The sequence below is a fragment of the Thalassotalea sediminis genome (genome assembly GCF_030295915.1).
Classification (GTDB): domain Bacteria; phylum Pseudomonadota; class Gammaproteobacteria; order Enterobacterales; family Alteromonadaceae; genus Thalassotalea_C; species Thalassotalea_C sediminis.
The window spans coordinates 1,119,675-1,140,895 of sequence record NZ_AP027361.1 but is presented as its reverse complement, the minus strand read 5'-3'; the positions used below and the strand labels follow the sequence as shown (position 1 = coordinate 1,140,895).

24 protein-coding genes and 1 other RNA gene are annotated in these 21,221 nt (G+C 38.8%); 10 read left to right on the top strand and 15 right to left on the bottom strand.

Annotation, left to right across the window (positions count from 1 at the left end; genetic code table 11):
- Nucleotides 1-2: 2 nt before the first annotated feature.
- The 4 genes from QUE09_RS05130 to QUE09_RS05115 form a co-directional block, all read right to left on the bottom strand.
- A complete protein-coding gene (locus QUE09_RS05130; RefSeq protein ID WP_286235128.1) occupies nucleotides 3-2,189 on the bottom strand; it encodes an OsmC domain/YcaO domain-containing protein in 2,187 nt (728 codons plus the stop codon).
- Nucleotides 2,190-2,480: 291 nt separating this feature from the next.
- Nucleotides 2,481-2,939, bottom strand: coding sequence for an Lrp/AsnC family transcriptional regulator (locus QUE09_RS05125; protein WP_286235127.1), 459 nt, complete (start codon nucleotides 2,937-2,939; stop codon nucleotides 2,481-2,483).
- A gap of 30 nt (nucleotides 2,940-2,969) precedes the next feature.
- Nucleotides 2,970-3,833, bottom strand: coding sequence for an amidohydrolase family protein (locus QUE09_RS05120; protein ID WP_286235126.1), 864 nt, complete (start codon nucleotides 3,831-3,833; stop codon nucleotides 2,970-2,972).
- 1 nt (nucleotide 3,834) lies between these two features.
- On the bottom strand, nucleotides 3,835-4,557 hold the full coding sequence (locus QUE09_RS05115) for an SDR family NAD(P)-dependent oxidoreductase (RefSeq protein WP_286235125.1): 723 nt from the start codon (nucleotides 4,555-4,557) through the stop codon (nucleotides 3,835-3,837).
- Between the two features lie 207 nt (nucleotides 4,558-4,764).
- Here QUE09_RS05115 and QUE09_RS05110 point away from each other — a divergent pair, with 207 nt between their 5' ends.
- Nucleotides 4,765-5,055: a hypothetical protein gene (locus QUE09_RS05110; RefSeq protein WP_286235124.1), complete on the top strand. Its 291-nt coding sequence runs from the start codon at nucleotides 4,765-4,767 to the stop codon at nucleotides 5,053-5,055.
- A 352-nt stretch (nucleotides 5,056-5,407) separates the two neighbouring features.
- On the opposite strand, the gene QUE09_RS05105 is transcribed toward QUE09_RS05110, so the two are convergent.
- Entirely contained in the window at nucleotides 5,408-6,919 is a 1,512-nt protein-coding gene (locus QUE09_RS05105) for a dipeptidase (protein WP_286235123.1), read from the bottom strand.
- Nucleotides 6,920-7,113: 194 nt separating this feature from the next.
- On the opposite strand from QUE09_RS05105, the gene QUE09_RS05100 reads away from it, so the two are divergent.
- From QUE09_RS05100 to QUE09_RS05085, 4 genes are all read left to right on the top strand, one after another.
- On the top strand, nucleotides 7,114-7,593 hold the full coding sequence (locus tag QUE09_RS05100; protein ID WP_286235122.1) for a GNAT family N-acetyltransferase: 480 nt from the start codon (nucleotides 7,114-7,116) through the stop codon (nucleotides 7,591-7,593).
- Between the two features lie 78 nt (nucleotides 7,594-7,671).
- Nucleotides 7,672-7,914: a hypothetical protein gene (locus QUE09_RS05095; RefSeq protein ID WP_286235121.1), complete on the top strand. Its 243-nt coding sequence runs from the start codon at nucleotides 7,672-7,674 to the stop codon at nucleotides 7,912-7,914.
- A 96-nt stretch (nucleotides 7,915-8,010) separates the two neighbouring features.
- Nucleotides 8,011-9,111: an OmpA family protein gene (locus QUE09_RS05090; protein ID WP_286235120.1), complete on the top strand. Its 1,101-nt coding sequence runs from the start codon at nucleotides 8,011-8,013 to the stop codon at nucleotides 9,109-9,111.
- A gap of 165 nt (nucleotides 9,112-9,276) precedes the next feature.
- The gene (locus QUE09_RS05085) at nucleotides 9,277-9,711 is read left to right on the top strand and encodes a DUF3010 family protein (RefSeq protein WP_286235119.1); all 435 of its coding nucleotides are present in this window, start codon (nucleotides 9,277-9,279) and stop codon (nucleotides 9,709-9,711) included.
- Here the strand turns inward: QUE09_RS05085 and QUE09_RS05080 are convergent.
- Both QUE09_RS05080 and QUE09_RS05075 read right to left on the bottom strand, forming a co-directional pair.
- Nucleotides 9,701-10,459 carry a substrate-binding periplasmic protein gene (locus tag QUE09_RS05080; RefSeq protein WP_286235118.1) on the bottom strand — a complete coding sequence of 253 codons (759 nt, stop codon included), beginning with the start codon at nucleotides 10,457-10,459 and terminating at the stop codon, nucleotides 9,701-9,703. The genes QUE09_RS05085 and QUE09_RS05080 overlap by 11 nt on opposite strands.
- Nucleotides 10,460-10,542: 83 nt before the next feature.
- Complete coding sequence (locus QUE09_RS05075) at nucleotides 10,543-11,730, bottom strand: EAL domain-containing response regulator (protein ID WP_286235117.1); 1,188 nt, start codon at nucleotides 11,728-11,730, stop codon at nucleotides 10,543-10,545.
- Nucleotides 11,731-12,058: 328 nt separating this feature from the next.
- Between QUE09_RS05075 and QUE09_RS05070 the strand changes: the two genes are divergently transcribed.
- A complete protein-coding gene (locus QUE09_RS05070) occupies nucleotides 12,059-12,529 on the top strand; it encodes a PEP-CTERM sorting domain-containing protein (RefSeq protein ID WP_286235116.1) in 471 nt (156 codons plus the stop codon).
- 181 nt (nucleotides 12,530-12,710) lie between these two features.
- Here QUE09_RS05070 and ssrA read toward each other — a convergent pair.
- Nucleotides 12,711-13,062: a transfer-messenger RNA gene (ssrA, locus tag QUE09_RS05065) on the bottom strand.
- A gap of 87 nt (nucleotides 13,063-13,149) precedes the next feature.
- On the bottom strand, nucleotides 13,150-13,638 hold the full coding sequence (smpB, locus tag QUE09_RS05060) for an SsrA-binding protein SmpB (protein ID WP_286235115.1): 489 nt from the start codon (nucleotides 13,636-13,638) through the stop codon (nucleotides 13,150-13,152).
- Between the two features lie 108 nt (nucleotides 13,639-13,746).
- Between smpB and QUE09_RS05055 the strand changes: the two genes are divergently transcribed.
- The gene (locus QUE09_RS05055; RefSeq protein WP_286235114.1) at nucleotides 13,747-14,190 is read left to right on the top strand and encodes a type II toxin-antitoxin system RatA family toxin; all 444 of its coding nucleotides are present in this window, start codon (nucleotides 13,747-13,749) and stop codon (nucleotides 14,188-14,190) included.
- Nucleotides 14,183-14,554, top strand: a complete 372-nt coding sequence (locus QUE09_RS05050; protein WP_286235113.1) for an RnfH family protein — start codon at nucleotides 14,183-14,185, stop codon at nucleotides 14,552-14,554. The genes QUE09_RS05055 and QUE09_RS05050 overlap by 8 nt, the downstream gene beginning before the upstream one ends.
- 62 nt (nucleotides 14,555-14,616) lie before the next feature.
- Here the strand turns inward: QUE09_RS05050 and QUE09_RS05045 are convergent, their stop codons facing one another.
- Genes QUE09_RS05045 through QUE09_RS05020 form a run of 6 tightly spaced genes read right to left on the bottom strand, consistent with a single transcriptional unit; the run spans nucleotide 14,617 to nucleotide 19,714 of the window.
- Nucleotides 14,617-15,894 (bottom strand): tetratricopeptide repeat protein, encoded by a 1,278-nt coding sequence (locus QUE09_RS05045; protein WP_286235112.1) that lies wholly within the window; start codon nucleotides 15,892-15,894, stop codon nucleotides 14,617-14,619.
- A gap of 35 nt (nucleotides 15,895-15,929) precedes the next feature.
- Entirely contained in the window at nucleotides 15,930-16,550 is a 621-nt protein-coding gene (locus QUE09_RS05040; protein WP_434017281.1) for an energy transducer TonB, read from the bottom strand.
- 2 nt (nucleotides 16,551-16,552) lie between these two features.
- Nucleotides 16,553-16,966, bottom strand: a complete 414-nt coding sequence (locus QUE09_RS05035; RefSeq protein ID WP_286235111.1) for an ExbD/TolR family protein — start codon at nucleotides 16,964-16,966, stop codon at nucleotides 16,553-16,555.
- 48 nt (nucleotides 16,967-17,014) lie between these two features.
- A complete protein-coding gene (locus tag QUE09_RS05030) occupies nucleotides 17,015-17,542 on the bottom strand; it encodes a MotA/TolQ/ExbB proton channel family protein (RefSeq protein ID WP_286235110.1) in 528 nt (175 codons plus the stop codon).
- A gap of 4 nt (nucleotides 17,543-17,546) precedes the next feature.
- Nucleotides 17,547-18,926 carry a MotA/TolQ/ExbB proton channel family protein gene (locus QUE09_RS05025; protein ID WP_286235890.1) on the bottom strand — a complete coding sequence of 460 codons (1,380 nt, stop codon included), beginning with the start codon at nucleotides 18,924-18,926 and terminating at the stop codon, nucleotides 17,547-17,549.
- Between the two features lie 11 nt (nucleotides 18,927-18,937).
- A complete protein-coding gene (locus tag QUE09_RS05020; protein ID WP_286235109.1) occupies nucleotides 18,938-19,714 on the bottom strand; it encodes a DUF3450 domain-containing protein in 777 nt (258 codons plus the stop codon).
- Nucleotides 19,715-19,996: 282 nt separating this feature from the next.
- On the opposite strand from QUE09_RS05020, the gene QUE09_RS05015 reads away from it, so the two are divergent.
- Both QUE09_RS05015 and QUE09_RS05010 read left to right on the top strand, forming a co-directional pair.
- Nucleotides 19,997-20,632, top strand: a complete 636-nt coding sequence (locus QUE09_RS05015; RefSeq protein WP_286235889.1) for a sulfotransferase — start codon at nucleotides 19,997-19,999, stop codon at nucleotides 20,630-20,632.
- Between the two features lie 13 nt (nucleotides 20,633-20,645).
- Nucleotides 20,646-21,020 (top strand): hypothetical protein, encoded by a 375-nt coding sequence (locus QUE09_RS05010; protein ID WP_286235108.1) that lies wholly within the window; start codon nucleotides 20,646-20,648, stop codon nucleotides 21,018-21,020.
- Nucleotides 21,021-21,221 lie beyond the last annotated feature (201 nt).

Below are 21,221 nucleotides of genomic sequence, written 5' to 3'. Positions count from 1 at the left end.
TGTTATTGACTAGCTGCTTTTTCTGCTCTCGCTTTATGCAGTTTTTTATAGCTATCGATAAGTCGTAAATGTTTATCAAGCCCTTGTAATGCCATATTCGTGGGTGTTAAACCATAAAATCGCACATCGCCATTTATCGAACCAATAACATTGTCCATCGTATCTTTACCAAACATGCGGGTAAAATTGGTTAAATAATCCTCAATATCCAGCTCTTCGGATAAGGCAACTTCAAGAGTTGCCTGCATTGCTTGATAAAACAAACCTCGCTCTACGGTATTGTCATTATATTGTAGAAACTCACCAACCAACTCCATCGCTTCCTCAATGGCACCTAGTGCTAAATATATGAGTATTTTAAGTTCAAGAATGGTTAATTGTCCCCAAACTGTATTTTCGTCAAATTCAATACCGATCAGCGTAATAATATCAATATAATTATCTAACTGACTCTCTTCTAAACGTGTTACCAAAGCGGCTAAATCATCATCTGATAAACGATGTAGGTTTAAAATATCTTCTCGATACTGTAAGGCTTTATTTGTGTTATCCCAAATCAGATCTTCAACAGGGTAAACTTCGGAGAAGTCAGGTACTAAGATGCGGCATGCTTCACCAATTTCAGTGAATTCTGCCACATAAACTTCTTTGCCCATTTGAGTTAAAATTGAGAATAACGTGCTGCATTCTTCTTCATTAGTTCCTGAGAAATCCCACTCATGAAAATCAAAGTCATGCTTCGCACTAAAGAAACGCCATGAAATAACGCCAGTAGAATCAATAAAATGTTCAACAAAGTTCTCAGGCTCGGATACCGCCATGCTATTAAATGTCGGGCGTTGAACATCATTCAAGCCTTCAAAACTTCTACCTTGCAATAGTTCTGTTAAGCTTCGCTCAAGCGCAACCTCAAAGCTCGGGTGAGCACCAAAAGAAGCAAATACTCCCCCTGTTTTTGGGTTCATCAACGTGACACACATAACAGGAAATTGACCACCAAGAGAAGCATCTTTAACAACAATAGGGAACCCCTGTGCCTCTAATGCACGGATCCCTTCTTCAATATCTGGGTATTTAGCGATTACTGATTCGGGAACATCTGGTAACACAAGTTCTTGTTCAATGATCTGACGCTTAACAGCTCTTTCAAAGATTTCAGATAAACATTGTACTTTTGCTTCTTGCTGATTATTACCGGCACTCATACCATTGCTGAGAAAAAGGTTTTCAATCAAATTAGAAGGGAAGTAAACCGTTTGACCATCAGAATGTCTTGTATAAGGAATCGAACAAATACCGCGCTCTTTATTGCCAGAATTGGTATCAATTAAATGGGAGCCGCGTAGTTCACCATCCGGATTATAAATATCTAAACAGTATTCATCCAAAATCTCGGTTGGTAATTCATCATTGATCCCCGGTTTGAACCATTTTTCACAAGGGTAATGCACAAACTCGCTGTTAGCGATGTCTAAACCCAGAAACTGATCGTTATAGAAAAAGTTACAACTTAATCGTTCAATAAACTCACCTAACGCAGAACATAACGCACTTTCTTTCGTTGCACCTTTACCATTCGTAAAACACATGGGTGATGCTGCATCACGAATATGTAATGACCACACATGGGGGACAATATTTCGCCATGATGCAACTTCAATTTTCATGCCTAGTTCAGCAAGCTTCTGCGTCATATTTTCGATGGTTTTTTCTAAAGGTAAATCTTTACCTTCAATGAATGTCGCCTCGCCGCTACTAGAGAAGTCGGTCAACATTGCTTGTGCATCTTGCTCTAAATTATCAACGGCTTCAACACTAAAAGTCGGCCCGGTTTGAATTACTTTTTTTACCGTACAACGTTCAACAGACCGCAACATGCCTTTACGATCTTTTTCTGATATGCGTTCAGGTATTTCTACCTGAATTTGGAATGTTTGGTTATACCGATCTTCAGGATCAACAATATTATTCTGCGATAAACGAATACCATCGGTCGAAATATCGCGCGACTTACAATAAACTTTAATAAAATAAGCGGCACACAATGCGGATGATGCGAGAAAATAATCAAAAGGACTAGGCGCTGAACCATCACCTTTATAACGGATAGGTTGATCAGCAATAACAGAAAAATCATCAAACTTGGCTTCAACACGCAAGTTATCCAGAAAGTTGACGTTAATTTCCATGAAAAAATCCAAAACAGGTAAACAAGTATATTGACGATATTATCGTTGTTTTGACGTAAATAGTCTTGGATTATCTGAAAAGTTTTCTAGGAAATATAACGAAAACTCATTCACGATAAGTTTTCCTATTTGCTAATATCTAAAACAGACGCTACAAGTGCGTCAATATTCAACGTTTAAAGTGCATTAACAATCTAATATTTATCAAGAAATAGTGATAACAACAAATGGTGATACCGGCCTAAACGGGAAACTACACACTAAAAAACATAAATGACTAGAAGGAGTTCATTACACATAATTTACAGGCAATGCCGTCGTATATTTGATTTCTTCCATAGCAAAGCTAGAGCTAATATCAGCGAAACTCGCTCTATCGATAAGTTTCTTGTAAAAGCTATCGTAGGCTTTCATATCTGAAACCACAACGCGCAGCAAGTAATCAACCTCACCACTCATACGATAGAACTCAATGATTTCAGTAAACTCTTCAGCTATTTTTCCAAAGGCTTCTAACCATTGTGGATTATGTTGATTAGTTTTTACCATAACAAATACGGTTAACCCTACATTTAACTGCTCAGGATCAGCTAACGCAACTCGCCCTTTTATAACACCATTTTTTTCAAGCGCCTGTATACGACGCCAACAAGGTGTTGTAGATAATCCAACTTGAGAAGCAACATCACTCACTGACAAGGTGCAATCTTTTTGAAGAATTTCCAAAATTTTCTTATCAAACTTATCCATTAAACCACTCGAATACAATTTTTTAGTATATTATCCTACGTTATACCACTTTTTAGCATTCAGGTAGCACAAGTTATCTAATAATGAGTTTGGTATTGCATCAACTACAATCTGCCAATAGGTTTGATATGGCTGTGAGAATAAGCACAGCGGGAAATTACTCGCCAGCATAACGCGTTCTAGCCCAAAGACATCCACGCAAGTCAATGTCATCTCACGCAATAGAGTTACAGAATAACTTCTCGATATCATTTCCCAACCAGAACATTTAATAGCAACAGTAGGGAATACCGAAAGCATTTTAAGGCCCTGATACCAATGATTATCATCCGCTGCTTTATCTAGTTCATGCGGTGATCCAGCGTGATTAATAACCACCTTAAGTGTAGGCACTAAAGTTAATATTTCACAAAGCTTTGATACTGCTTTTTTATTGGCAATTGGCATTTGGCAATCAAAAACTAGTCCTTTATGTGCTAACAATTCCAAATTTACTTGTACATGCGACAATGACAATATTGCTAATGCTTGCTCATCCAAAATGTAACGAACGCCAACCACAGTATTATGAGTCAATAACCCTTCAATTGCTTGAGCAAATAAGTCAGGCGCTAGTGTGATATCAGCTAAAGCAACCGAAGAAAAAGGTAGCTTGACAGAGCGTTGCAAATATTCAATTTCTCTTTGGGGGTTTTGGTTGTCAAAGCCAGCTTCAATATGCACCACGCCGTTAAGCGATAATGGTGAATCTAAACAGATATCGCGACAAGAAAAAGAGCGATAAATAAGCGCTTTGTCTTGCCAAAAAGGCGGATTTTCAGGCTTTAACCAATGATAATCACCCGCAGTTAAATCAAACAAGTGTATATGTGGGTCAATTACTTTAATCGTCATATTATTGCGCTGTATAGCCGCCATCTATAACTTGTAGACTCCCAGTAATAAAACTTGCCTCATCTGATGCGAGGAACGTTACTAATGCTGCAACTTCTTCAGGCTGCCCTAAGCGATTTAAAGGTTGTAAACTTGCTTCTTCTTGGTGAACAGCTGATTTATCGGCCCCTGAGCGCTGACAATAAGCATTAATCGCATTGTGATATAAAGGTGTCTCTATTGTGCCAGGGCATACCGCATTTGCTCTAATGTTAAATGCTGCATAATCAAGTGCGGTTGTTTTTGCCATCGATGCAAGCGCAGCTTTACTCAAGTTATAGGCAAATGAATTCTGTTTAGCAATTAACGCTTGGTCTGAGGCCATAATAATAATCGCGCCTTTATTCTCGCGTTTCATTATCGGTAAAACTGACTGTACTGCTGAGTATGCTCCCTTAACATTAATATCAAATACCTTTTGCAGATCATCTGGAGAAGTATCTTCGATATTTGCTGAGAAGTGTATTCCAGCATTTGACACTAAAACGTCGATAGCCGATTGTTTAGCGATATTAGAAATAACATTATGTACTGATTGATGTTCTGTAACATCGCACTGATAAAACTCTCCTACACCTCCATCCGTTAAATCTAAATTGCAGACACGATATCCCTTATCAATAAACGCTTTTACAATGCTCAATCCAATACCCGAGCTGCCGCCAGTTACAATACAAGTTTTCATGTTATATTCATTTTCAATTAGCCAATAAACACATGATACGCATTAAGCTGTCACGGTGCTAGCGTCATCATTTTTAGATCCATTTAGAATACAAGTGGTAGACCACTCTTTTGCTTTTATCTGGCCTCATATTGATAAGTTAAAACAAAATTGCTAGTGTTTAATTTATCGAGTACTTCGATGTGTCGGTTTTAAGGGAATAAATACATGCACTACTTATTTTTATGGAATCATCCGACGTTGCGTAATTTAAGCGCTGCGGACAAGATTAAACGTATTCGATGTGCCATTGAACTCTTTAATGAAGAAAAGAATACAGACTTTTATGGTCGTTATGCTGTCATATTTATTCTTGCCATACTGCCCGCCGTTATCATTTTTTTCAACTTTAGCTTTTTGTTCGCACTGTTAATGTTTTGGTTAAACATTTTAGTATTAGAAGGTTTTATGGCAAAAAGTGAGGTCCCCTTCATTGCCAAATGTTTAGACGAGCATTAATAATGAATGAAATCAGCGGTAATGTGTTTAGAACGTGTTGTTCTTTGCTGTTTGAGTGTTGTTCAAAATAAACGCCTTCTGAACGCGGCACTTGGATTATTGCATAGTCATTCTATGGTTTGTTTAAGTAACAAAGAGCAGGAGGCGTTTAGTTGCCCCCTTCGGGCTGCACCTGTTTGGCACTTCTACTGTGTTAACGCTTTACTTAAGTAGAATAACTACACGCGCAAGCGCCACCTTGTATAAATACCAAACAAATTGCGGTAAAATCAAACATGAAAGTTCAATACGTTCTAGTAAACAAAGTTACCACATGAAGCGTCTCTGCATAAATTTCAATGCTAATAAAGCATTACTGAGCCAACTCGACTAAAACTGCAGTATACATTTGTAAATTCAATACAAATTGTTCCTTTGTAATAAACTCATGCTCTGAGTGACCCGTGTATTTTTTACCGGGCATTGATGGACCAAAAGCAACCGCACTAGGAAACAGTCGAGAATTAGTACCACCACCTATAGAAATAGGCTTAGCGTCTTGAATACCTGTATAATGCTTAAACACTGATAACAAGGTAGCAATATGCGGCGCCTGTGATTGCACAAACGGATCACCTATTTGATGATCTAATTCAGTAATATCGGCGAGGTTTTGTAGTTTCCACGTTGCAATCGCCTGGGTAATTTCATCTCGTAGCGTAGACGCCGTTTTACCTTTTGGACGACGAATATTAATGTTCAATTCAAGACTATCTTTATGTTGCTTGATCACAGTAGGTGATACTGTCATCGGCCCCATAAAATCGTCTCGATATGCGATATTGCCGAATTTCTTGCCTTCCAAACCTAAGCCAATATTGTCATTAATAAAATTTACTAACGTTCCTGCACCATTATTGGGCCACCGATGTTCAGCAAGTAAATCAGCCAAATAAGGGATTGCATTGACGCCCTCTTGCGGCTTAGAAGAGTGTGCAGATTTACCCAATGCGGTAATAGTCAGCCGACTACCTTCAAGTGTAAAATCAAAATTAATACCTTGGTAAGACTGTGCTTTATGCATTAACTTTTCTAGCAGTCGAATATCTGCATTTTCAACTACTGCTTTAGCATCTTCTGGAATTTGTGAACCAAAATAGCCGCCTTCAAAGACACTCACATACGTATCAAACGTTTGCTTTTCTACCTTATTAAAAGCAATTTTCAAAGTACCATACCCCTTCTCAGCCGTAACTACGGGGTATTCAGCATCAAGCGTAATATTCGTTTGTGGTAATTCATGATGAGCCACATAGTCTATTAGCGGCTGCCAATCTGATTCCTCGGCCATATAGATGTACAATTCAAGGCGTTTACTTAAGGGAAGTTCCAGATCTTTTATTGATTTCATCGCGTATAACGCTGTTGCGATTGGGCCCTTATCATCTTCTGTGCCTCGACCGATAAGTTTACCCGGCTCGGAAGTGCGATCTAATTCAAACGGAGACTTTTTCCATTTAGTAGGGTTTACAGGTTGAATGTCACCATGGGTAATAATGCCAACACGCTCTTTACTTTCACCTAAACCGATTATAACAACGTAGCCATCGTCTTTATAATCTAAACCAAGCGCATCAGCTTGTCGTTTTAGCTCTTTTTTAAACGCAATATGGACGGGGTTTTCATCTGAGGGAACCCCCTCTTTTGCAACCGTATTATGCTTTACCAGTTCAGCTAAGCTATCTACCATTGCTTCGGCATACTTATTTACCGCGTACTTAGCTGTTGATTGTGCTTGCTCACTAACATCTTGCGCATATGTAGCAAACGTTAATAATGCAAAAACAGCGATGACACTCGTATTAACCAATTGACTAATTTTCATAAAACTCAACGTACTCTCTTGAATAAAACCTGCAACACATAGACCACTACTATAAAAAAATGTTCAGCATTAAAACAGATACAATCCCCTATTAATACTACCTATACAGTTAACCATGCAGAATTTCAATTAAAGAGCCTGTTAAAACTGTTACACTAGCGCCATATAAAACCTATATTGTAGAGGAAAACACAATGACAATTTCAATAAGACCCGCAGTTAAAAGCGATGCAGGCACCATTTTACATTTTATTCGCGAGTTAGCGATATACGAAAAAGCAGAATCAGAAGTTCACGCCACTGTAGCAACCATAGAAACAAGCATGTTCGGTGACAATACGGGTGTTTATGGCTTAATTTGTGAACTAAATGGCAATGCAATTGGCTTTGCTGTTTATTTCTATAATTATTCAACGTGGTTAGCCAAACCAGGCCTTTACTTAGAAGATCTTTACGTTTCTCCAGAGTTTCGAGGCAAAGGTGCAGGTATTGGACTATTAAAGCACTTAGCTCAAATTGCTGTAGAAAAGGGTTGCGGAAGGTTCGAATGGAGTTGTTTAGATTGGAATACACCATCACGAGAATTTTATGAATCTTTAGGCGCAAAACCGCAACCAGAATGGATAGGTTATAGAATGGATGGCGAACAATTAAGCAGCTTTGCGACCTCTTAACTATCGCAATGGCTGATAATTCGATCTTTTTGTATTGAAGATTATACTTAACTCACCAAAGTGACTTAGGTAGTTTACATGTCAACAGACAAAGAACTGGAAATTATCAGCCAACATGATCTCGACGAATTATTGCGCATTAACGAATTTATCGAGCAGCAAGACGAAAACTCTCTTGTTAGTGAACTTAAACAAGCAATACTTGATTCAGGTAAGCTTGAGCTAAATCAGTGGCGATCATTACGAGATCATATCCGCGAAATTGAAGAATTAATCCCCCATATCGATTTAATAATTAAACTTAAGCAAGAAAATCACTAATCACCAGTGGAAAGTTGCCTCAAATACGATAAAATTACCACTGATAACAACGTTAGAAAGCGTTGATTTTTGATATTATTAATTAAGGATGACTACATGCGCACTTTTTCGCTCGCAACTTTAGGCGTAACTCTAGCCCTAACTTCATTTACTTCACTTAATACGTTCGCAAACGAACAACCAAATGCTGAAGATCTTGTTGGTAAAAACTACTTAGGCGCTCACGGTATTTACATTAAAACAGATGACGATCGCTTAATCACAAACTCACCAAACTCTTCTTTAGATCATGGCTCAGGTGTTGGCGTTGAACTTGGTTACAGATTCTCAGCAGATTTTGAAGCTCGACTTTCATATTCATATATTAACTTAGACACAGAAAAAGACGGTTATGACGTATCTTCAGGCACAAATGCAGCCTTAGATTTACTTTATTTCCCATACCAAAAAAGCTTTTATGTCGTTACTGGCGCTAACTTTTTAGATGTAGATCACTCCGATCTTTCTGCAGGAGTAGGTGCTGGTTACCGTCACTACCTCAGTGAAAATGCCGCGGTTTATGTGGAAGGCCAAGGATTATATCAATTTGATAATGACTATACTGACTTTATTAGCAAAATCGGCTTTGTTTATTATTTCGGTGATGTTTCATCAAAAGCAGCAGCGCCTGCGGCTAAACCGAATAAACCTGCAAACAAAGCAAAGCCGCAACAAGCTAAACTGCCATTAGACAGTGATAAAGACGGTGTTGCTGATGCAGTAGACAAGTGTAAGAATACGCCGGTAACAGATAAGGTAAATTCTGTAGGTTGCACCTTGTTTATGGAGCGTGAGAAAGTAATGGAGCTACTGGTTAATTTCGACCACGATGCTTATGCCGTAAAGCCTAACGCGCTACCTGAAATAGAACGCGCTGCAAACTTTCTTAAACAATACCCACACGTTTCTATCACGATAAACGGGCATACATCGTCATTAGGTGACGCTAAATATAACCAAGGTTTATCACAAAAACGAGCACAAGCAATTGTTGATATTTTAGTCAATGACTTTGCTATTGACGCAAATCGATTATCAGCTGAAGGCCATGGGGAGAGTGAATTACTTGATACTGCAAATACTGCCGCTGCTCATGCGAAAAACCGCCGTATTGAAGCAAGAATTGTTGGTAAAACAAAAACAGCAGTAAAACGCTAATTAATTAACGCTTAATAACTTAAGCAGATAAAGCTAAAAAGGCTGGATTTTTCCGGCCTTTTTGATTACTCACTCAACGGTCTAATCAAGGGATATTAAAAAATACCTATTGGCAGGCCACGTGTTCCATTATAATAATGTAAAAATCAGTATGTGAGAGCTAAAATGAAAGTTTGTGGTGTAGAACTTAAGGGTAATGATGCCATTATTTGTGTCATGTCAAAATCAATGGGATTATATGATATTCCGCATGTGCGAGTACCGAGAATTACCATTGAAGATGCCGGCGATGCAGAGCAAATGCGCAAATTCCAATTTACTTTTAGCAAATTTCTTGAAGATTATAAAATTGAAAAGGTCGTCATTAAAGGTCGTGCAATGAAAGGTAAATTTGCTGGAGGTCCTATTGGCTTCAAACTTGAAGCTGCGATTCAATTAATTGCCGATGTTGATGTAGAAATTCTATCTGCAAACATGATAAAAACTACGATAGCAAAGTCTCCAGTGCCAATTGATTTTAGAGATACGGGATTGAAAAAATTTCAAGAGACAGCATTTCAAGCGGTATTTTCTTACTTAGAGAGCCAATCTAGGGCTTAATAAAGTTAAAATGAAAGTGGTCAGCTTTAATTTTATTAAACTGACCATTGTCATGTAATCGCTTATAAGCCTGCTGATATTTATGCACAATTTCATCCGCCGTTGCTTTACTAAAAGCTAACCACAAACCATCCCCCCAGTTCTCGATCGTAATTAGCCGAATCAAATCATCTGTTGAATAACCATCTTGTGACGCTAAATTAGCAATTGCAATTTCACTGCCGAACAATAATTCAACACGCTTATTAAATAATAAGGATACCATCTTATCAGGGCTCGATACTTTCGCTAAGCGCTTAAACCCTCTGCTGGTAAGTTGTCTGTCCTCAAAGGCGTTGCCTGTTACAGCAATAATTTTTTCTTTCGCTTGTGCTACGGTCTTAATATGGTTGTGAGTGCTATTTCGTAGTGCATAAAAATAATGTACATTTTCATCTACTTTACCTACCCATTTAAATAACTTGTCTCGTGCAGGAATACGATACATAGAAAAGATAAGTACATTCGGTTCTTCTTGAGCCCTGCGATAGGCTCTTGCCCATGGTAAAACTTCAATAGTAATATCGTCACCAAGCTCTTCACCTAATGCTTTAACGATCTCTACTGTAAAGCCCGTAACTTGGAAATCATCATGTAAACGTTGATATGGAGGAAGGTGTTCTGTAATGGCAATAATATGCGTAGCGCTCACATTGATACTGGCTAAAAAGCAGCAACAATAAAAGGCGTACGTCATAAAATATTGCATTTACTTTCCATATAACACCGAAGAATGTCTATTATTTATCTCACCAAATTACAAAAACTTCAAGAAAAAGTAACAATTATAGGTTACTGACAACTATGTTTTTTAACGGACATCCAGTCTGAAAACGCAAGAAAAGACATGGGTTTAGAAATATAATAGCCTTGAGCATAATCGCACCCTAATCGTTTTAATTCTTCCAGTATTTCAGCACTTTCGACACCTTCAGCCAGTGTTTTCATGTTTAACATTTTACCGAGCATAATACAGATTTTAACAATCACCATTGCTTCCTTATCTACTAACATTTTTGACGTGAATGCCCTATCAATTTTTAACTCGGTAAAAGGCGCTTGAAATAATTGCTGCAACGATGAATAACCAGTGCCAAAGTCATCAATAGATAATTTGAATCCTTTCATCCTCAAACGATTTAGTACATCTAAAGACGACGTTAACTCTCCCATTACCGCACTTTCTGTTAACTCTAAAGTAATATTGCATGGGTTTATGCCATTCTGATCAGTAATCGTTTTTAACATCTCAGGAAAAACTAACGAGACAATATTCTCTGATGTGACATTCACTGACAGTCTCATAAGTGAGTGTTTCTTCTTAAATTCGCGAAGATCACTACATGCCATTTTTAGTACACCACTCGTTAATTCATTAATGAGATTAAAACGTTCAATAAGATGAATAAATTTATCTGGGTACACCAAACCATAGCTAGGGTGATGCCACCGCACCAATGCTTCAATACTACTTACCTCTCCAGTGCTTAAGTTTATTTGTGGTTGGTAGTGCAAGAGCAGTTCATGATGTTCAATCGCATCTGACAATGCTTGTTTGCTAAACTCTACATTTGCTCTTTTTGGTTTTTTTTGTTGCTGTTCTGACAATTGGATGTTATCTAACAATGCTATAAAGCTGCCAATATCAAAAGGCTTAGTAAGTGTATCAATAACAGGCATATTATGGGCTTCTGCCAACTGCCTCGCTGAATGTAACACTTTTTTATCAAAGCCACTTATCAAAATAAGTGGGTAATGACGCCCACGTTCAGCTAGAGCGCGAATGACTTCAATACCATCAATATTAGGAAGAATAAGATCTAAAACTAGAATGGTGTTATCGCTGATTTCTTGCGCTAAAAATGCAATAGGATCAGTAGAATGTTCAACTTGCCAACCACTATCCATCGCAATATCTTGCAAAAGTTCGGCATATTGCGGGTCATCATCTAAAATGAATAGATTGTAACTTTTCAACATCTTCCCTGCGCTTTAAAGTAATAAAAACACCTTGGACTAAATATAGAACAAAAGTCGAAAAATGAAATATTCAATATCGAACATTGCGAAAAGTAAGGTGTTTCCCAAAAACTTTAAATATCATCCTAATGTATTAACATATTCTAGTTAACAAAAATCGAGTCTAAGTGTCAGATCATTTTACACCGTTGTGATTAATGGCATTAACAGCCTTATTATCATGTTGAAATAAAAGACTTTATTATAGTTGGCACATTTATCGCTTAATGTAAGATTAAATATTAGTAGTATCTTTCTACGCTTTAATAAGTATTCTCAGGAGAGATTAATGAAGTTCAAAATAATAAAAGCAGCTATTGCTGGATTGATTTTATCAATAAGTAGTATTGCAAATGCAGGGTTAATTACTGTCGTTTTTGATATAACAAATTATAACGACACATTAGGCTCATTTAGTGGTTCGGACACGAATAACGATATGTTGCTAACACTTAACGAGTTAGACTCATTTAATTGGATGTCCACTTCATATAATCATGTAATAGACGAAATTAGTGACCTAGCTGGCTTTGGCGATTTTGATTTATCATCAAATACATGGATACCAAATGGTACTAGTTGGATCAATTCTGCTGACGATGCTTATTTCACCTGGAACAATAGAAATAGTAGTGTCAACGCATCTTGGGCAGAAGTAGACATTGTTTCAGTAACCCGTTCATCGGTACCAGAACCTTCAACGCTAGCTATATTCGCACTCGGCTTTTTGGGTTTTGCATTGCGTAATTTCAAAAAGTAAGCTTAATGTCGATCCTTCACACATTTAAGTAAGCATCATTTCTTATGATTGTGGTTTTTCTTCGAATTAGGACGAATTAAAGCAATTTAAGGGGTCGGTAACATATGGTTGTCACTGTTAATTGAGTGTGAATGCCAGACATAAAAAAAGACGCTTGTTAGCGTCTTTTTTTATTGGGATTTGGTGGAGCGGGGGGGAGTTGAACCCCCGTCCGAAAAACCTACATCCTCGGTACTACATGCTTAGTCGATCATTTGTTTAACCAGTCAGACGCCGAACGACAGGCTTCTTTCTGGTGAGTCTGATACTGTTTCGCGGTTCACCCTCAGACAAGGTTCCCTCGCTAACCTAGTATTCTATGACCATCGCACCACAAGCCTACAGGTAAAGCTTCGTGGGGATGGCTAGCATTAAGCTGCTAGTGCGAACGTTTCGTCGTTTGCAACTATAGTTTTGCGGCTTTTTACCAGGCCAACCGCCCCTGGGCATGCACCTTGGGTTTCGCGAATCCCGTCGAATCCTAAATCCGCCCCAAAGTTTTGAGATAACACTCAAGCGCTTATTGTACTGCGCTTTTATCAATTAAACAACGTGATAAATTTTAACCAATTGATTGTAGGTTATTTATCCAAGTTTTTATTTTTCATCAAACGGCCTTTATCTATTTGCCATTCTCTGTCTTTTATATCTGCACGTTTATCATGTGTTTTCTTACCTTTACCGAGGTAAAATTCTAATTTTACCCAGCATTGTTTCCAATACATAGCAGTGGCAATTAACGAGTAACCGTCACGCTCTACAGAACCAATAAGGCGATCAAGCTCTCTACGATTCAGTAGTAACTTTCTAGAACGCACAGGGTCGCACACTACATGACTCGATGCAGCATTTAACGGCAAAATTTCCGCGCCAGTTAAATAGGCTTCGCCATCTTTTAACATTACATAACAGTCTGAAATATTAACCTTTCCGCTGCGAATACTTTTAATTTCCCAGCCTTGCAGGCTCATACCTGCCTCAAACTTGTCAGTTAAGTTATAGTTATGACGTGCTTTTTTATTTAGCGCAATGGTATTGCTATTTGATTGTTTTGATTTTTTCTTTCCCATAACGGCGCTCATTATACTCACACTGTCAGTGAATGAAATGATTTTTATCAATAATGCTATTTTCTGTCGCCTTTGTTATTATATCCGCCGAAAATAAAGGGGAATAGAATGCCGGTTATCAGTCGTAATGCCTTGGTGATGTTCAGTACTGAACAAATGTTTGAATTAATTAATGATGTACAGGCCTATCCACAATTTCTACCTGATTGTGGTGATAGCAAAATAATTAAACAAGATGCCAATAAAATGACCGCTTCGTTGCTCGTTTCTAAAGGTGGTTTAAAAAAGTGGTTTACCACTGAGAACACCCTTGTGAATAATAAAGAAGTGTCGATGTCATTACTGGATGGTCCATTTAAATACCTAACCGGTAAATGGCAGTTAATTCCACTTTCTGAAGATGCCTGCAAAGTAAGTTTACACTTAGACTATGAGTTTTCGAGCAAAGTACTTGATTTAGCCTTTGGCCCTGTGTTTAATGGCATTGCCAATAGCATGGTACAGGCCTTTACTGAACGCGCTAAACAAGTATATGGAGCAAACATTGGATAACCAAGCTGAAGTGAACACCAAACAAAAAATCCAAGTTGAAGTGGTTTACGGTACACCTGATAAGCAAGCACTATTAACAATTAATGTGCCCCAAGAATACACTGTTGAACAAGCCATCGAAGCCTCTGGCATACAATCATCATTTGAAGAGATTGATTTATCGGTAAATAAAGTAGGTATTTGGAATAGAACGGCAAAGTTAAATGACACGCTTCACGACCTTGACCGTATTGAAATTTACCGACCGTTAATTGCCGACCCAAAAGAAGTTAGAAAACGTCGTGCCGAAAAAGCAAAGCAAGAAGGTAGAGCTGATAAAGTTACTGGCGGAAGAGTAAACCCTTTACGCGGCGGTAGCGAATAGTCGCTCAATTAGCTTTTGACTCATCAAGCGACTTAAAGGATCCAGTTTGTGTTGAGCTGCAATTAATTCAACATCGCAAGCTGATCATGATGAAGCTTTTCACGCGCAACATATTTCAACCATTGGCTAGCTGATTTTGCAGACGACTTAATTTGCTCTGCTTGTTCAAACGCGGCCATTGAATCTGTAAAGTTTTTTAAATTAAAGTGACTCATGCCAACAATTAAGTGCATATCACCTAACCGTGAAACTCCGCCACGTTCAATCGCCTTTTCTGCTGATTCAATCGCTAAATCCCACTTTTCGGTATTCAAATACGCTTGTGCCAACTGCGCATCAAACTTGCCGTCTTCGGCGATTTCAGACGCCTTCACAAGTACCGGGATTGCTTTGTCATCTTCTTTCGCTGCGATAAACGATTGCGCCAACATTTCCAAATGTTTTTCATTAGCAACAACATTACCATTACCAATTTCTTTATCTAACAACACAGCCGCTTTGTATGGAACATTGTTATATCGATAAAGCTGTGCAAGGGTCACGATATCTTGTGCTTTCGTGATGTAACCTGCTTGCCATGCTGATTCCATTGCACCCATTTGTTTGTCTTCTCGGCCAATTTCACCATACATACCAGCAAGTTGTAACCAATATTCTGGCTTACTATAAAGCTTAACCATCAACTCCATGACTTCAGTCACTTTCTCAGGTTGCTTTAATTCATAGTAATTCGCTCGTTGCAACACTAGCCAGTTTTCTTCTGGCTGTTCATTACTTGCAGCTACCACTTCTATTGCTTGCTCAATTGCTTTTAACGAATTGTCATACTGCTTATCTTGATAATATACTTGTGCAAACAAGACATGTTGTTGAGCCGTTAACGCTTTGGTATTAACTGCCTGCCATTGTTTTAAATATGACAATGTTTGTGCGTAATCTTGCTGCTGCATCGACAACTGCGCCAAAGAATATAACGTTGATAAACGTAAAGATTCAGGAATGGCTTTTTCATTAATGACTTTATTAAAATTTTCAATAGCTTTCGGTAAGTTCTCATCTGCATAATACATAAAACCATAGAAATTCCACAACATGGCCTTTTCGTATTCATTCATGCTATCAATACGTTCTTTCACTTCATCAAGTACAGCAAGTCCCGCTGCCTTATCACCTGCATCAGCAATTTGCTGAGCGCGTGCTAGTTGCGTGTAAACTCTGTTACGCATTGCAGGTACGCGCACTGATTCACGTTGCTCTTGTGCATGAACATCGTTGATGACCAGTACCGGTGCTGCATATAATGTTGCAGCCCCAAGTAATATACCAATTAATGATTTCATCACTGTTCTCTCTCTATTCGTTGTTTACTTTACGATTAACCGTCGATTTCAAACGAAATCTTGTTCTGAACGCCAGCCACTTCCGTTGCTACACCATCTACTACGCGTGGCTTATATTTAAATTTAAGTGCTGCGTCTTTCGCTGCGTTTTCAAAAATGCCTTCAGGTTTTGACTCAATAACGATGGGGTCACGTACTGAACCATTTTTCGTTACGGTAAATTCAAGAATAACGTAGCCTTCAATGCCCCGTGATTGCGCACGTCGTGGGTAAATAGGTGCCACTTTGACAATCGGTAAATAATCACCATCGGCGCTGCTCAAGCTTAATCCTCCCGATAAGCCTGTATTAGCTTGTACATCGGCGGTAAAGTTTGTACTTACCGCGTCAGCATTAGGGTTTGCTTGTTGCATTTGCGGTTGTTGCATTTGCGGTGGTGGCTCTTTAGGCTGCGGTGGTTTTTGTGGCTTGCGCTCTTTCTTTTGGACTGTTTCTTCTTGTTTGAGTCGAATAAAATCAAGCACGTTACCACGCGGTGGCTCTGACATTACGTCATTCCCCCCAGCAATCAAACGTTGCATGCTCCACAGCAATGCGATGGTGACAAAAACCGCCAAAGCAAAAGACACCGCATATCGACTAATATTCTCAAACATGGCTACGCCTCATCTGCCGCAATTGATACATCAAAAACGCCTGCTGCACGCGCTGAATCCATTACTTTAATTAACACATCTGTTGTCGCTTTTTTATCGGCTTGAATCACCACAGTACCTTGCGGGTTTTCAGCCTTTAAGCGTTCGATGTTAGCTTGAACCGCACGTACATCTACACGACGTTTATTGATCCAAATTTCACCCGTGTCGCTAATGGCCACTAAAATGTTTGCTCGTTCTTTTTTAACCGCCGTAGCTGCTTCTGGGCGGTTAACTTCGATACCTGCTTCTTTTACGAATGAAGCGGTAACGATAAAGAAGATAAGGAGAATAAAAACAACATCTAACATTGGCGTCATGTTAATTTCTTCTGCTTCTTCCTGCTCTTGTAAAACTTTTGCTAATTGAGAACGCATGTTCTAACCTCTTTAAGCCTAATTTCTTGGTTTAATTTTACTTTAGCGCTAGTGAGCTAAAGGTAACGCATCTTCCATTTGCTCTGTGCGTCTTTTCGTTTTGCGTTGTAACCAAGTCACAATAAATACACCGGATAATGAACCAACCATGCCTGCCATTGTTGGTATTGTCGCTTTCGACACACCCGAAGCCATTGAGCGCGCATTACCGCTGCCTGAAATAGCCATAACATCGAATACTTCAATCATGCCTGTAACCGTTCCGAGTAGTCCTAGTAGAGGACAAAGCACCACTAAACTTTGAATGAGTGCTACGTTGTTATTTAACGACTCTGTTACTCTCGATACGTTTGCGATCCTAATTTGCTCAGCATTCCATGAACTTCTTTCTGCTCTGTTTTGCCATGCTTGAACCATGCGCTTCTTCATTTGTTGATAACCCACAAAGAAAAAATACAAACGTTCAAAAATTAGTAACCACATCAGACAAATTACACCAGCGATAACGGTTAACACCTGACCGCCGGTATCTAAAAATTCGCGTATGCTATTCATCAATTCGATGAATAAAACCATGGGCTTACGCTCCCTTCTTCGCCAATTCTTCACTTTCAGCACGCTCGGCAATAATGCCAGCGCTTTGCTGCTGCAAAATATTTATAATGCCGCGACTACGTGTATTAAGTAGTGTTGAGATAAACACCATAGGAATCGCTACAACAAGACCTAATACTGTTGTTACAAGCGCTTGAGAAATGCCGCCAGCCATCAGTTTCGGGTCACCAGTACCAAATAAGGTAATCGCTTGGAAAGTGTTAATCATACCGGTTACCGTACCTAATAAACCGATTAGCGGGGCAACAACAGAGACAATTTTGATTAAGGTTAAGCGACTGGTAATTTTCGGAACTTCAGCCAAAATACGTTCAGACAATTTAAGCTCTAATGTTTCAGTATCAGCGTTTTTGTTTTCATCTTTCACCAACATCACACGACCCAATGGGTTGTCGTTTGACGCAACGTCTGTTTTAAGTTGACGATTAATTTTGTTACCGACTAAGAACAAAGTAATAAAACGTTCCAACGCGATAAGTAAACCAATAGCACCAATGGCTAAAATGACATAACCAACTGCGCCACCTTGGTCGACGCGCTCTTGAGTGTCAGGTGCTTGAACCAATAAGCTTAAAATTGAACCGCCTGTAGGGTCTAATGCGAAAGGAACAACGTCACCGTTGCTTGTAGTTAACGCCTGTGCTGAATCAAGATAACGGCTATTGGGTTGACGAATTAATTCAGCCACCGAGCCTGTTTCATCTATGTACTCTAAGTACTTACCGTTCGACACTAAGCTAAAGCCACCAATGCGAATAACTTCTTGATTTGACTTAGCGCCATCTGCCGCAACCACTTCACGGTTAAACTTGTGTACTTTACCGTTCTCGGTCATTTCACGTTGTAATTCAAACCATAAACGCTCAATTTCTTCAATAGAAGCTAGCTTAGACGTTGACCCCATGCTCTGTGCAAACTGATCTAAAAACTCGCCTCGACCAGGAATTTGTGCTGAAACAACCGACGTTGTAAACTTGCTGCGCGCATCACCAGCTACTTGTTGCAATACACCGAACAACTCTTTTAATTCACCCATACGCTTGTTTAGCGCTTCAATTCGATTGCCTAATTCAATTTCATTGTCTTGAAAAGTTTGTTCTAGTTCAGCACTTCGGTTAACCGCTTGGTCACGCGTATTTCTTGCATCAACAAGCATGTTATCTTGCTCGGCTTTACGCGCATTAAATTCAGCTTCACGTTGCTTGTTTTCTTGACTTTGTGCAATTTGCCCCTGTTCTAATTGTTTTAACAATTGGTCGAGCGACGTTGCTTGGTCTTGCGCAATAACACTTGTTGATAACGCGCCAAACGCTAGTGCGGAAATTAATTTAGTTATTTTATTCATCATTATTCTCTTTACTCAGCAGATGTTTGGGCAACGGGTGCAACGATTAAATCTGGTGCTAACTGCTTACGTGCTATACGTAGCGCTTTGTTAATGTCTGTACGATAACTAGCATCTAAAGGCTTCCAGTCGCCACTTTGTTGATCCCACATGCCCATGTGCTGACCATCACGTGTGCGATAAACTAAACTGACACGACCGATGCGTAAAAAGTCAACATCACGCTCCTGACCGTCAACATTTTGTAGCCCTGTGTATGCTTCGATAGTACGACCATAATCAACTTCAACTTGATAAGCTTCTAGTACTTGCCTGAATTTCTCGGCAACAGAAACATCTGCACGTGTTAACATACGACGTAACACTTCTACGCGGTTTGCTCGTTCTTCAGGTAAAAAAGGTACGTCTAACTTCACGAACGTCTCAAGCGAGTCAATCATACGCGCCATCAAGGGTGAAACTTGACGCTCGATTACACTGACTTGTTCCATCGAAATAGATAACTGCTCAAGCTCTGTGAGTTGATTGTCGATTTGTGTTTGCATTTGTTGGTTGTAAACAGTTAAACCGTCAATTTCTTTATTCAGTGTTTTGAACTGCTGAAGCTTGGTTTGAATTTGCTCATTGATGCGGTCAACGCGTTGTTGGGACTTGTTTGCAGACGTTGTAATTTTCTTGCCCGCTTCAACAACCTCTTTAACATCCGTTTGCTGAGCAGCTACGCTTGATAAGGACAAGGTAATGGCACCGACTAGCATACTTGCTGGTGCCAACTTGAACATTTTCATAGTTAAACCTTCATTATGTGTTAACTGCGCAATGGCAGCTGGAAAATCAAATTTTCCAAGTAAATAATGAAGCAAAGTGTAATAATTAATTGTGACAGTAAAGTTTCAGTAATATTGCAACTTTATTAAATGACAAAAAGGTGACAAAAATCTTACAGTTCAAGGGTAATGTAGCGAACGACTAAAACAGTTATAGCATTTAAATAACAGTTTTATATTAACGTTTTCTGACGAATTCGTTACACTAACCTCATCAACTTAGCTGCTATAATAACCGTGACAATCAATTCCTTCGATAAAGTTTTTATTATTGGCTTGCCACGTACTGGCACGACAAGTATTTGTAAAAAGTGTTTAGAATTAGGCTTTAAAGTTGCCCATACTGCCTATACCGAAAATACATTTACGCAAGCACAAGTCATTGCTGACACCCCCATTTTTAACGATTTTATCGCATTAGATCACGCATACCCTAACAGTAAGTTTATTTTGCTCGAACGAGAGTTAGAACAATGGGTGCCTTCAATCAGGCAGTTATTATTACGTATGCATAAAAACGTGGTACGTGAAGATGGTGGCTTTAACCCTATTATAAAACGTTGCTATCAAGCTATATTTTCGCCTTTTAGTCTAGATAACATCAATGACGATGCGTTTTTAATAAATGCCTATCAAGAACACCACAAACGCGTGCTTGCTCACTTTGCCCAACAACCAGAAAAATTACTATACCTTGCGTTAACTGATACCGACGCGTTAAGGAAACTTACTACGTTTCTTGACACTGAAGAGGCTTCAACACCATTTGAGGTATTAAATCGAGGTGGCAAGGTAACCGCTTGGAAAGATATTGAAAATAGCAATAAAATTGCGTCAACGAATAATGGTAGAGCAACCCCTTTGCCCTATAAGTTTTGACAAGGACATAGCTATGAACATTGTTAAAGCAAAACTAATGAATTTCCATAACAGGCTAAAAAGCACATTTTGGAAATCTCTAGCCATTGTAATTGTTTTGCTAATAGCTGGACCAGAATTACTGATCAGTATGGAATTGATGGCATTGGTAGAACTTATTGGCGCTTCCACCTTTGTCATTGCTTATCTATCAGGTATAAAACTGTTCTTAGTTTCGTGCCAACGCAAGTTCATTAATTTTGAACGATATTCTGTGATGTTCATTCCTAGTTGGAGACAAATAAAATCTATGCCAGGGCTAGCATTACATATGCCACCTGAGAGAACCTTAATTCAGCTATTGTTTACGACAATTTACTTAGGTCTTAGCTTAGCGATAATCAAATAACGTAAGTACATTAGTTAATATCCAGCGTCTAAAAAGCTAACATAAAATGTACCTCTCTCGGGGCACTACTTTCTCAAATTAAAGGGGTCAGGTACAATTAAAATAACGCTTTTATTGTACCTGACCCCTTTAATTCTACTATGAAAATCAAAAAAGCCCTTAACTTATCATTAAGGGCTTTTATACTAAGTTAATGCTTTA